Here is a 12242-nt window from a genome sequence, read left to right as displayed (position 1 = left end):
TAACCCGTGGGCGGGGCCGTGGGTTCGGCCCCGCCCGGTTAGTTACGCGCCCTGGGGCCCCGCCACCGGCACCTCAACCTGAGAGGCCAGCACGCCGGCCGGCACTTCCAGGGCCCCGGTGTGGAAGTTGATGAGGCCGTTGCGCTCGTCTTCGATGTTGGTGGCCTGGGTGTACACGTCGCCGGCGATGGAGCGCTGGCGCAGCTCGTGCTTGAAGGCGCGGATGCTGTTGGTGCGGGCCTCGGCGTCGGCGGGCCCCCCGTAGTCGGAGAAGCCGAAGCCGCCCCACTCGCTCACAATCAGTGGTTTCTGGCAGCGGTAGAAGAACGGGTCGCCCACCACGAGCGGGAAGGCGGCGGTGCCGTCGAGCTCGCCGCGCACGAGGCGGTCGAGCAGCTCCTGCCAGCGGCCCAGGTCGGGGGTGTAGAGGTGGGCCGTGAGCAGGTCGGACTGCAGGCGGCCGCGGTCGGAAATGTGGTGCCAGCCGTCGTTGTCGACCACCAAAAACTGCGGGTGGTTGATTTGCATGTAGTGGTACATGTCCACGATGTAGGCCCGGGTTTCGGGGTTCGTGGCGATGTCCTGGCAGCCCCAGTCTTCGTTGTAGAGGCTCCAGATGACCACCGAGGGGTGCGACTGCATCAGGGCCAGCATGCGCAGCAGCTCGGCGCGGTGGTTTTGGCGGCTGCGCGGCGTGGAACTGTGCGGGCTGGGCACCTCTACCCACAGCAGCAGGCCCAGCTCGTCGGCCAGGGCGTAGAGGCGCGGGTCGATGCCGGCAATGTGCACCCGCACCAGGTTGCAGCCCAGCTCCTGCATGGCGTAGAAGTGGCGGCGGATTTCCTCGTAGGTGGCCGTGCCGGGCTGGTACAGGATGCCGTCGAGGTACACCGGCACGTTGTTGAGGTACACGCGGCTGCCGCGGCTCTCAATTTTGCGCAGGCCAAAGTCCGTTTCAATCTGGGCCGCGTAGCCGTCCTGGTCGATGAGCTGGGCTACGAGGCGGTACAGGTTGGGGGCCCCGGGCTGCCACAGGCGGGCCCCGGGCAGCTCCAGCACCACGCGCTGCTCGCGCTGCCCGGCGGCGAGGCGCAGCGGGAAATCGGCGGTGGCCAGCGGGCCGGGCGCTTCGTCGGCGTTGCCAAACACCTGGAGGCGCAGCGTGTAGGGCCCCGGGTCCTGAATGCGCGTGCTGAGGTTGAAGCGCACGAGGTTGTCTTCGATGATGCTGTCGACGCCCACGCGCGAGCGCAGGCGGTTGCGCTCCACCATTTCCAGCCACACGCTGCGCACGGCCCCGGTCTGGGTTTGGTACCAGATGCCGCCGCGCTTGTACACGTGCGATTCCTGCTTGCCACGGGGCGTTTCGGCGTCCATCGTGTCGGCAATGCGCACCGTGAGGCGGTTCACGGGCTGAAGCAGGCCAGGCCGCAGCTCAAACGAGAACGAGGTGTACTCGCCGTAGTGCACGTCCTCGCCCTCGATGGTGCGCAGCAAGTGGCCGTTCAGCCACACGCGGGTTTCGTAGCCGCAGGCCCCAAAGGTGAGTTGAAACAGCGAGTGCTTGTCGGCGGTGTCGCGGGCGGGCAGGTTGAATTCGCGCTCGTACCAAGCCACTACCTGGTCTTGCCACACCGCGGGATGGGTTTGGTCCTTGGCGGCGGCCATGTGCTCTTCCACCGAGCCGGGCCAACTAGCAATGCCGTCGTAGGCGTGGCCCAGGGCCCAGTCGTCGTTCAATCCTACGTCTTGGTAGTCAACGGCGAAGCGCCATTCGCCGTCGAGGAGCAGGTAGTTGTTGTCGCGCACCACGGCGCGGGGTAGGGGGTTGGCCAGGTGCGGGTCGTGGCTCAGGGTTGAGAACCCGTAGTTGGGAACGAGGGGAAGCATGGATAAAAAATAAGGCTTAGCAATAAATTAGGACCGCAAGGTGGGCAGAAACCACGAAACGAACTAGGAAAAATTATAGTATATAGTAGTAAGAGTAGGATGGGGCCCCAGTCGATAAAGCCCTCAACAGCACGTCGTATTGCCTAAAGAAGCAGCTCCACCGCAATATTTACCCAATCAAATTAAATCAGTCAGCGGAAAAGCTGCTTCTTTCGTCAGTATGACGTGCTGTTTAAACTTCTAAAAATCCTCAATTACTTTGTAGTTGGTTGACTTATTTTTTTGGCTTTAGAAACGGGGAAGAGAAGCATCCCTGCGTCTCAGAACTGAACGATGGCCGAACAAGTCGTTCAATTCTGAGACGCAGGGATGCTTCTCTTCCCCGTTCCAACATTCCCAAACCGGCTAGGTTTTCTGCTTCTTCTTTTTGGCCGCCGGAAACAGCACGTTGTTGAGAATCAGGCGGTAGCCGGGCGAGTTGGGGTGCAGGGCCAGGTCGGTGGGCTCCTCGCCCACCAGGTGCTGGTAGTCCTCGGGGTCGTGGCCGCCGTAAAAGGTCCAGGTGCCCTTGCCCAGCGTGCCGTGCAGGTAGCGCACCTCGCCGTCCTGCTTGGTGTCGCCCATCACCACCACGTCGGACTTCACCAGGCTCTTGCGGAAGGCCGTGGTTTGGCCCATAAAGCCCTTGATAACCTTTTCGTGGTTTTGGGTGAGCATGGTGGGCACGGGGTCGTACTTGGCCGAAAAAGTGAAGAGCTGGAAGTAGTCGTTCTGCTCGCCCAGGCCCCGCTCGAAGGGCTCCATGTCGATGTTGGAATACTCGTACCGGTAGGGGTCGCGCACGAGCTGGAAGTTTTGAAAGGCCAGGCAGCGGTTGAAGTTGAGCTTGCTCTGGGCCTGCGGGTCGGCGGGGTCGCCGTCGTACATGCTCTCCACCATGTCCACGCCCAGGCCGGCCAGGGCAATGTCGTAGCTATCCGTGGCCGAGCACATGGCGAACAAAAAGCCGCCCCCAGCAATGAATTCCTGCATTTTCACGGCCACCGTGGCCTTCATCTGGCTCACCTTGCCGAAGTTGTTGCGCTTGGCGGCGGCCTCGGCGTCGCGCACCTGCTGCTGGTACCAGGGGTAGTTGCGGTAGGTGGCGTAAAACTTGCCGTACTGGCCCGTGAAGTCTTCGTGGTGCAGGTGCAGCCAGTCGTACTTGGGCAGCACGCCGCCCAGTATTTCGTCGTCGTAAATCTTGTCGTACGGAATCTCGGCGTATTCCAGCACCAGCGTCACGGCGTCGTCCCAGGGCTGCTTGCCTTTGGGCGTGTACACCGCAATTTTGGGCACCTTCTCCAGCTTCATCACGTCCATGTTGGCGTTGGCGTCGGCGATTTCGGCCAGGATGCCGCTGTACTGCGCCTCGCTGATGACTGAGTAGCTCACGCCGCGGGCGGCCAGCTCGGTTTCGGCCCCCGGCGTCACGTCGAAGGCAAACGAGCCGCCGCGGTAGTTCAGGAGCCAGTCCACGGGCACTTCGCGCTGCAACAGCCAGAAGGCCAGGCCGTAGGCCTTCAGGGCTTCCTTCTGGGTGTTGTCCATCGGGATGAGTACGTGGTTGGCGCGGGCCGCCAGGGGCCCCAGCAGGCCGGCCAGCAGCAGCCAAAACGAAAACAGAAAACGCGGGTGCCGCATAAGTTTTTTCGGAAAATGACGCACCCGCCCAACGAGGCGGCTGCAACGGTGGTTCAAGTTAGGCGCCGGCCGCCGAACTTTGGCGCGGCCCGGGGCCCCCCGCCGGGGCCCCAACGCCCGCCCCCGCCGCCATGAACCTGCTCGAAAACATCCGCGAAGCCTTCCGCTCCATCCGCAGCAACCTGCTGCGCACGGTGCTCACGGCCCTCATCGTCAGCATCGGCCTGTTTGCCCTGGTGGGCATCCTCACCAGCATCGACGCCATGAAGAACTCGCTGAACGCGACCTTCGCCAGCCTGGGCAGCAACTCGTTCGAAATCCGGGCCAAGGGCTACAACAACCGCTCGCGCCGCGGCGGCGTGTCGGGCAAGCAGTACCCGGCCCTCACGCTGCTCCAGGCCCGCCAGTACAAGGCCCAGCTGGGCGCCGAGGCCGAGGTGGGCGTGTCGGCTTTCATCTCCGGGGCCACCGAGATCAAGGCCAACGGCGAAAAGACCAACCCCAACATGCAGGTGGTGGCCGGCGACGAAAACTACCTGCGCATCCAGGGCTACAACCTGGCCCAGGGCCGCAGCTTCTCGCAGGGCGAGCTGACGCGCGGGGCCAACGTGGCCATTGTGGGCGACGAAATCCGCGAGAAGTTGTTTCCGCGCCAACCCCCGGTGGGGAAATACGTCACGGCCCTGGGCCGTCGCTTCCTCATCGTGGGCCTGCTGGCGCCCAGCGGCAGCACCATGGGCGGGGGCGGGGCCGACCGCATCGCCCTGCTGCCGCTCGAAACCGGCAACCAGCTGCCCCGCTCCGGGGCCCTCACCTACTCGTTGAAAACGGCCAGTACCCGCCCGGAGCTGTTGCCCTACTTGCTCGACCAAGCCACCGGCATCATGCGCAACGTGCGCCACGACCGCCTGGGCCAAGCCGATTCGTTCGAGATTGAAAGCAGCGACTCGCTGGCCAACAAGCTCGACGACCTCTCGGGAAAAATGCGGGTCGGGGGCGGCATCATCGCCTTTATTACGCTGCTCGGGGCCAGCATTGCCCTGATGAACATCATGCTGGTGTCCGTTACCGAGCGCACCCGCGAAATTGGGGTGCGCAAGGCCCTGGGGGCCACGGCCATCCAAATCCGGCAGCAGTTTCTTATCGAAGCCATCGTGATTTGCGTGCTCGGCGGGGCCCTGGGCATCGGGTTGGGCGTGATTGGGGGCAACGGCGTGGCGCTGCTCATCGGCAGCGGCTCGTTCTACGTGCCCTGGTTTTGGATGCTGGTGGGCCTGGTCATTTGCGTGAGCGTGGGCCTGCTCTCGGGCTCGTACCCGGCCGGCAAGGCCGCCGCGCTGGACCCCATCGAAAGCCTGCGCTACGAGTAAGGACCGCAGATTAAACGGATTTCAGCGGATGAAACGGATTTTTTGGGGTTCCGTCCGGGCGCTTTGCGGGCTTGGGATTTGGGCGGGGTCGGTACTGCTGGGGGCCCCGGCGCGGGCGCAGGCTGTGGCGGCTGGCCGGGCGCAGGTATACGCCGTGACCGCGGCCGACTTTAAGGTGCCGCAGGTGAAGCTGGCGGACGCCGCCGTAGCCCGGCGCATCAACCGGGCGCTGCTCCGGCTCATCGTCGGGGCCAACGCCGACGGCATCGATTTGCTGGCCACGCCCCAGCAGCAATTGCGCCAGGCCGACCGGGAAAGCCGGTACGACACCGACCAGAAGGTTTTGCGCCGCTACGGCCAGGGGTTCGTGGGCGCCGACTACAACGTGCTGCTGAACCAAAATTATCTGCTCTCCTTCGCGTTCCACCTGGAATACATGGGGGCGTACCCCTCGCAAGCGGACCAGCACGCCACCTTCGACCTGCGCACCGGCCGCGGCCTGCGCCTGGTCGACGTGGTGGCCGACCCGCCCGAACAGCTGCAGCGCCGGATGCAGGGCGCCATCAGCCGGCGCGTCGGCGAGCACCTGGGCCAAATTGCCGCCGACCCCGCCGACAAGGCAGAGGTGGCCGACTTAGCCGAGCGCTTCCACTGGAACGCGGCCACCCGGCAGGTCGTGTTCGAAATGGCCAGCCGCCCCGAGGCCGCGGCGGCCGTTGGCCTCAACGAGTTTGCCCTCACGCCCCGGGCGCTGCTGCTGTTCTACCGGTTCGAGCTGCCCCACGTCATCCAAAACTTCGAGCCCGACGACACCTACCGCTTTCCCTACGCGCGGGTGCATCCCCGGGGCCCGCTGGTGCCGCTGGCTGACGCGGCCGGGGCCCCAAAAAAGCCGTAGCCGCCGGTTGTTATACATTTGCGCAACTTCTCATTTGTGCAAATCCTCATGCTGGCCCCCGTCAACCTCCGCTTCGCCGAACTCATCCAAGAAGTTGGCCTGACCAAAAACGCCTTTGCGCAGTCGCTGGGCAAAACCGCCAGCGTAGTGCAGCACCTCATCGACGGGCGCAACAAGCCCGGCTACGACCTGTTATGCAAGGTTTTCGAGGTTTACCCAAATGTATCGAAGGACTGGCTGATGGAGGGCCAGGGCCCCATGCTGCTTACTGGGGTCCCCAGGGCCACCCCCGCCGCCACCGCGCCACCTGTGACGCCTGCACCGGCCGTAGCCCTGAAAAAGACTCCCGAGTCCCCCTCGCTCTTCGCCGCCCAAGTGGTCGAGGATGCCCCCGAAGCGCCCGCCGCTAGTGCGACGCAGCCGGCGGCTAGCTCGGTGGCGCCGCCAGCCGCGCCGCCGCTAGCAGCGGTTGAGGCTGCTCCGATAGTGGCAGCGCCGCCAGCAGTGGCGCTGCCGATATCCGCCCCACTCGTGGGGGCCCCGGCGCCGGCGCCAGCGCCCGCAGCCGACGTGGCCATTGGTGCCGCGCTCCAAACCCAGCACCTGTTGCACCAATTGGCGTTGGCCGAAATGCGTAACCAACACTTGCTAGAGCAGCAGCAGCTGCTGCGCCAAATGTTGGACATGGCCCAGGGGCGGTAATAGCGGTTTGGGCGGGCCCTTGGGTGCTTTAGGTTGGGGGCATTTGCACGGGGCCCAGGCCGGACGCGACGAATAACGTCTGGGGCCCTAAAAGGCGCCGCAGTGTTGGGTCGAAGATCGGGCGGTCCGCTTTCTAAAGCCCGGGGCGGCCGCGTATCTTTGCCGTCCCCCAACCCTAGCCTTCGTCTTATGAAATTCATCGTCTCGTCCTCCGCCCTGCTCAAGCAGCTGCAGAGCATCAACGGCGTGGTTACAAACAACCCCGTGGTGCCCATTCTCGAGAATTTCCTCTTCGAGATTGAAGCCGGCAAGCTCACCATTACGGCTTCCGATTTGGAAACCAGCATGATTACCGAGCTGCCCGTGGAGGCCCGCGACGGGGGCCGCATCGCCGCGCCCGCCCGCATCCTGCTCGATACGCTCAAGAACCTGCCCGACCAGCCCGTCACCTTCACCATCGACGAGGAAACCTACACCATCGAAATCGGCTCGGCCAACGGGCGCTACAAGCTGGCCGGCGAGAATGCCGCCGACTTCCCCCGCGTGCCGGTGGTGAAGGGCTCGGCCCCGGTCGAAATCCCGTCGTCGTCGCTGGCCCGGGCCATCAACAAAACCATCTTCGCGGTGAGCACCGACGAGCTGCGCCCCGCCATGACCGGTATTCTGGTGCAGCTGGCCGACGCGCAAATCACCTTCGTGGCCACCGACGGCCACCGCCTGCTGCGCTACCGCCGCCAGGACGTGGGCGCCGGCCAAACCGCCAACCTCATTATCCCGCGCAAGGCCTTCAACCTGCTCAAGGGCGTGCTGCCCTCCGAGGCGGCCCCGGTGCGCATTGAGTTCAACCAGAGCAACGCCTTTTTCTCGTTTAACCAGATGCGCCTCGTGTGCCGCTTGATCGACGAGCGCTACCCCGACTACGAGAACGTGATTCCGGTGAGCAACCCCAACAAGCTCACCATCAACCGCCAGGAGCTGCTGAACTCGGTGCGCCGCATCAGCATCTATTCCAACAAAACCACCCACCAGGTGCGCCTGCGCCTGGCCGGCTCCGAGCTGACGGTTTCGGCCGAAGACCTCGACTTCAGCAACGAGGCCAACGAGCGCCTGGCCTGCCAGTACGACGGCGAGGACATGGAAATCGGCTTCAACGCCCGCTTCCTGCAGGAAATGCTCTCCAACATCGACTCCGAGGAAATCACCCTGGAGCTGAGCACCCCCAACCGCGCCGGCCTGCTAATGCCCGCCGCCGCCGACGACAACGAGAGCATCCTGATGCTGGTGATGCCGGTGATGCTCAACAACTACGTTTAAATCACTGATTAATAATGATTAACCGTGATTTCGCTGATTAGCAACAGCCAGCGAAATCACGGTTAATCATTATTAATCAGTACCAATGGTTAAAATTATAAGTCAAAGATTAATCAGTGAAATCACGGTTAATCACGAATAATCAGTGATGAAAAAATCCGAAATCCGCTTCAGCATTGCCCTCGACGACCAGAAAGTGCCCGAAGCCATCAGCTGGTCGGCCACCGATGCGGGGCCCGATATTCACTTTGCCAAGGCCATCAACATTGCCTTGTGGGACCGCGAGCAGGTGGGCACGATGAAAATCGACCTCTGGACCAAGGACATGCCGACCGACGAAATGAAGCGCTTTTGCGTGGACAATATGGGCTCGATGGCCGAAAACATCGTGTCGGCCACCAACGACGTGGAGATGGCCAAGAAAATCCGGGCCCTCTGCAAGGAGCTGTCCGACTACCTCGACCAGCAGGAGCAGGGCCTGAGCTAGGGCCCCCAGTTGCAACAGGCCCACAAAAAAGCCCCGCTGGCAGTGCCAGCGGGGCTTTTTTGTGGGCCTGTTGCAACTGGGGCTAGCGGGCGTTGCGGCCCAGGTTGCCGGCGGGGCGGGTGGTGGCTTTGGGGTTGGCCGGGCCGATGGTGGCGTTGTTGGCGCGGGCCGGGGTGGGGTCCTGTACCGACTTGACGAGGGCCTGGGTGGCCGCTTGGCTGGCGGTGCTGGCGTAGTCGCGGTCGGCCTTGTTGTAGCGGCCGCGGGCATCGTAGTAGTTGGAGTACTGGTCGGTGCTGAGCACGGCTTTCAGCTCCTGGTCGCGCTCGTGCAGGATGCCGGTGCGCTGCTGGTCGAGGGCGGCCGTATTCTTGGCGTTGCGGCGCTCAGCGTCCTCTAGCTTGGTGGTTTTGTCGGCGTTGATGGCGCGCAGGCGCGCGGCCTGGTAGCCGTTAAGGTGCAGGTCGCGCACCATGTAGTCGCTCAGGCGCTCGGCGCGGTTGGTGGCTTCGGGGTTGAGGCGGGGGCTGGGCTGGGTTTTATCCTGCACGGCCACCGGCGGCAGGGCCACTTGCTGGGCCCAGGCGGCGGGGGCCGCCAGGGCCAACAGGCAGGCCAGGGCCCCGGAGGAAAGGCGGTTGTTCATGGTCGGGAGGGGGTTGTGGAAAACCAAAACGAACGCAAGGACCGCGCCGCGTCCGCGCGGCCCTTGCCCGTGGTTAACGGCAAACCCGCCCGCCCGGTTGGCTTAAAAAGTGTTTTGCCACATCATTGACTCCACCGGCCGGTCGGTGCGGTGGTTGTACTTGGCGCTGGGCTTGCGGTTGTAGAGGGTGGCCACTTCGCCCTGCACCAGGAAGTAGATGAGCTGCCCAATGGGCATGCCGGGGTACACACGCACGGGCACCGACACGCTGATTTCCAGCGTCCAGTGGTTGCAAAAGCCCACGTCGCCCTTGCCCGCTGTGGCGTGGATGTCGATGCCCAGGCGGCCCACGCTGCTCTTGCCCTCGAGGAAAGGCACGGTGGCGTGGGTTTCGGTATACTCGGCCGTCACGCCCAAGTATAGTTGGCCCGGCTGAAGCACGAAGCCCTCGGTGGCGTCCATCTCGAAGGTGTCGATTTCGTTGTGGCGGCGCGCGTCCAGCACCGCGTCGCGGTAGGTGGCCAGGTAGCGGCCCAGGTGCACGTCGTACGAATTGGTGCCGAGGCAGCTGCGGTCGAAGGGCTCGATGACGATGGTGCCTTTCTCAATTTCGGCAAGGATTTGCTGGTCGGTCAGGATCAAAACGGGGCAGGAAAAAAGGTGGGTGGACGGCGTAGGGCCCCGCCGCAGGATGGAATCAGAAGGTAAAAAGCGCGGCTACTCGTGGCCGGGCCGCTGGGGGCCCACGTCGCTGTCGGGCGCTTCGTCCTCGTCGTCATCGCCGTAGTGGTCGTCGCGCAGGGGCTTGGGGCGGGCGTCGCGCAGGCGGCTGAGCAGGCTGCGCCCCGGGGCGGGCGGGGCCACGTCGGGCTCGGGCTCGCCCTCCGGGGCTAAGTAGTCGATGCGGCGCTGGAGGCCCGGGATGACGTTGAGCACCAGGTGCAGCAGCAGCAGGAAGCTGCTCAGGCTGAGCAGAAACGTGAGGTAGTCGAGCCAGTTGTGGCGCGGAGCGGGGCCCTCGGGCTGGGGCGTAGCCACGGCCGAATCGTCGCCGGTGGCGGCCGGGGCCCCAGTGGTGGTTTCGGCGGTTTCGGCGGTAGGGGCGGCTCGGGCGTCGTCGTTGGTGGTGAGGGGAGCGGCCATGGGACCCTCGGCGTCGGGGGCCACGGCGGCTGCGTCGGCGGGGGCCCCGGCGGCGTTGAACTGGGCGTCGGCCTGCTTGATGAGGCGCTCTTCGGCCCGCACCAGGGCCACCCGCTCGTCGCGGGGCAGGCCGTGGATGAAGAACTCAAAGTTGCGGTCGCGCAGGATGCTGTTGAGCTGCTTGTTGAACTCGGCCAGCGACATAGGGCCGGTGCCGAAGCGGTTTTTGTAGTGCTCGGCGCTGGCGTTGTAGTTCTGGAACAGCTTCTTGAGCGCGGCGTTGTCGCCGAACTGGTCGAACTGCCGGCGGGCGGCGGCGGTGCGCAGCGTCACCGGGAACTTGCCGCGGGTGAAGGACTTGTCGTACACCGTTTCGAAGGTGCGGAAGTTCAACTCGTCCACCGTCTTGTCGAACAGCGCCTTGTTGGCCTGGGCGGGCGTCTGGGCCTGGGCCAGCGGAGCGAGCAGCAGGAGCAGCGCGAGGAATTTAATTTTCAGCATAAGCAAAGGGCAACGCGCAAGAATTCGTGGCGCAAAGTTCGCACACTTTAAATGGGAAAGGTTCGCAAACGCCGCCGGTAGGAAGCATTTGCGAACCTTTCTCGGGCGCGGGGCCCCGGACGGGGCCTCGTTTCGGCGGTGCGGCGCGCTACAAGCCGTGGGCTATTATCAGCGATTCGCGGCAGGCGCTAAGGTACTTGTCCACCAACTCTTCGGTGATGGCCGTGGAGATGAACAGGGCCTCGAACTGCGAGGGCGCCAGGTAGATGCCGCGCTCCAGCATGGCGTGGAAGTAGCGGCCGAAGGCGGGCAGGTCGCACTGCTTGGCGTCTTCGAGGTTGTGCACCGGGGCTGCCGTGAAGAACAGACTGAACATGGAGCCCACCCGGTTTACGGTGTAGTGGAGGCCTAATTCCTGAGCGATTTGGCGGGTGCCGTCGGCCAGGCGGGCGGTGGTGGCGTCGAGCTGGGCGTACAGTTCGGGGTTTTCGTGCAGGTGGCGCAACTGGGCCAGGCCGGCGGCGGTGGCCAGCGGGTTGCCCGAGAGCGTGCCGGCCTGGTACACCTTGCCGGCCGGGGCCACCTGGTTCATGATGTCGGCGCGGCCGCCGTAGGCCCCCACCGGCAGGCCCCCGCCGATGATTTTGCCCAGCGTCGTCAGGTCCGGCACGATGCCAAACAGCTCCTGGGCCCCGCCGGGCGCCAGGCGGAAGCCGGTCATCACTTCGTCAAAAATCAGTACGATGCCATGCGCGGTGCACAGGGCGCGCAGGGCCGGCAAATACCCTTCCTGCGGGGCCACCAGGCCCATGTTGCCCACCACGGGCTCCAGGATAATGGCGGCGATTTGGCCGGGGTTGGCGGCCACGGCGGCTTGCAGGGCGGGCAGGTCGTTGTAGGGCACCGTGAGGGTGTCCTGGGCCACGCCGGCCGTGACGCCGGCCGAGTCGGGCGTGCCCAGGGTGAGGGCCCCCGAGCCGGCCGCAATAAGGAAAGCGTCGGCGTGGCCGTGGTAGCAGCCCTCAAACTTGAGGATTTTGGCCCGCCCCGTGTAGCCCCGCGCCACCCGGATGGCCGACATGCAGGCCTCGGTGCCGGAGTTCACGAGCCGCACTTTTTCAATGCTGGGCACCATTTCGGTGATGAGCTGGGCCAGCTCGCTTTCGCGGCGCGTGGGGGCCCCAAAGCTGAGCGAGTGGGGCAGGGCGGCGCGCACGGCGTCGAGCACCACGGCCGGGGCGTGGCCCAAAATCATGGGGCCCCAGGAGTTGATAAAATCGACGTAGCGGTTGCCGTCCACGTCGGTGAGCCAGGCGCCGGCGGCGCTCTGCATGAACACCGGCGTGCCGCCCACCGAGCGGAAGGCCCGCACCGGCGAGTTGACGCCCCCCGGAATCAGGTCTTTGGCCTGGGCAAAAAGGGCGTCGGAAGTCGTTTGGTTTAGCATGGAATTCGGTTGGCAGTTTATTTAATAAGCCACGGGATGCCGTTTGGGTTCGAGGTTTCTACTTGCTTTAGGCGGTCATGCTGAGCCTGTCGAAGCATCTCTCCCGCAGCAGTAATGAGTTACTTAGCGGGAGAGATGCTTCGACAGGCTCAGCATGACTG

The 12242-nt window shown here is 64.5% G+C and carries 11 protein-coding genes; 5 read left to right on the top strand and 6 right to left on the bottom strand.

Annotated features, from left to right (window positions below):
- Positions 1-42 precede the first annotated feature (42 nt).
- The gene (locus AXW84_RS10955; RefSeq protein WP_068232714.1) at positions 43-1890 is read right to left on the bottom strand and encodes a glycoside hydrolase family 2 protein; all 1848 of its coding nucleotides are present in this window, start codon (positions 1888-1890) and stop codon (positions 43-45) included.
- Positions 1891-2295: 405 nt separating this feature from the next.
- The gene (locus AXW84_RS10950) at positions 2296-3573 is read right to left on the bottom strand and encodes an asparagine synthetase B (RefSeq protein WP_068232711.1); all 1278 of its coding nucleotides are present in this window, start codon (positions 3571-3573) and stop codon (positions 2296-2298) included.
- A 131-nt stretch (positions 3574-3704) separates the two neighbouring features.
- Here AXW84_RS10950 and AXW84_RS10945 point away from each other — a divergent pair, with 131 nt between their 5' ends.
- The 5 genes from AXW84_RS10945 (at position 3705) to gldC (ending at position 8344) form a co-directional block, all read left to right on the top strand.
- Positions 3705-4943 carry an ABC transporter permease gene (locus AXW84_RS10945; protein WP_068232708.1) on the top strand — a complete coding sequence of 413 codons (1239 nt, stop codon included), beginning with the start codon at positions 3705-3707 and terminating at the stop codon, positions 4941-4943.
- A 28-nt stretch (positions 4944-4971) separates the two neighbouring features.
- Positions 4972-5841, top strand: a complete 870-nt coding sequence (locus tag AXW84_RS10940; protein WP_068232705.1) for a hypothetical protein — start codon at positions 4972-4974, stop codon at positions 5839-5841.
- Between the two features lie 36 nt (positions 5842-5877).
- On the top strand, positions 5878-6543 hold the full coding sequence (locus AXW84_RS10935) for a hypothetical protein (RefSeq protein ID WP_157886947.1): 666 nt from the start codon (positions 5878-5880) through the stop codon (positions 6541-6543).
- Between the two features lie 189 nt (positions 6544-6732).
- Complete coding sequence (gene dnaN, locus AXW84_RS10930) at positions 6733-7857, top strand: DNA polymerase III subunit beta (RefSeq protein ID WP_068232699.1); 1125 nt, start codon at positions 6733-6735, stop codon at positions 7855-7857.
- Positions 7858-8005: 148 nt separating this feature from the next.
- Complete coding sequence (gene gldC / locus AXW84_RS10925; RefSeq protein WP_068239261.1) at positions 8006-8344, top strand: gliding motility protein GldC; 339 nt, start codon at positions 8006-8008, stop codon at positions 8342-8344.
- Positions 8345-8426: 82 nt separating this feature from the next.
- Here the strand turns inward: gldC and AXW84_RS10920 are convergent, their stop codons facing one another.
- From AXW84_RS10920 to hemL, 4 genes are all read right to left on the bottom strand, one after another.
- The gene (locus tag AXW84_RS10920) at positions 8427-8990 is read right to left on the bottom strand and encodes a hypothetical protein (RefSeq protein ID WP_068232696.1); all 564 of its coding nucleotides are present in this window, start codon (positions 8988-8990) and stop codon (positions 8427-8429) included.
- Between the two features lie 102 nt (positions 8991-9092).
- On the bottom strand, positions 9093-9632 hold the full coding sequence (gene dcd, locus AXW84_RS10915) for a dCTP deaminase (protein ID WP_068232693.1): 540 nt from the start codon (positions 9630-9632) through the stop codon (positions 9093-9095).
- Positions 9633-9707: 75 nt separating this feature from the next.
- Positions 9708-10634: a hypothetical protein gene (locus AXW84_RS10910; protein ID WP_068232690.1), complete on the bottom strand. Its 927-nt coding sequence runs from the start codon at positions 10632-10634 to the stop codon at positions 9708-9710.
- 148 nt (positions 10635-10782) lie between these two features.
- Positions 10783-12081, bottom strand: a complete 1299-nt coding sequence (gene hemL / locus AXW84_RS10905) for a glutamate-1-semialdehyde 2,1-aminomutase (protein ID WP_068232688.1) — start codon at positions 12079-12081, stop codon at positions 10783-10785.
- Between the last annotated feature and the right edge of the window lie 161 nt (positions 12082-12242).

It is taken from the genome of Hymenobacter sp. PAMC 26628 (assembly GCF_001562275.1).
GTDB lineage: Bacteria > Bacteroidota > Bacteroidia > Cytophagales > Hymenobacteraceae > Hymenobacter.
This window is presented reverse-complemented; position numbering and strand designations above follow the sequence as displayed.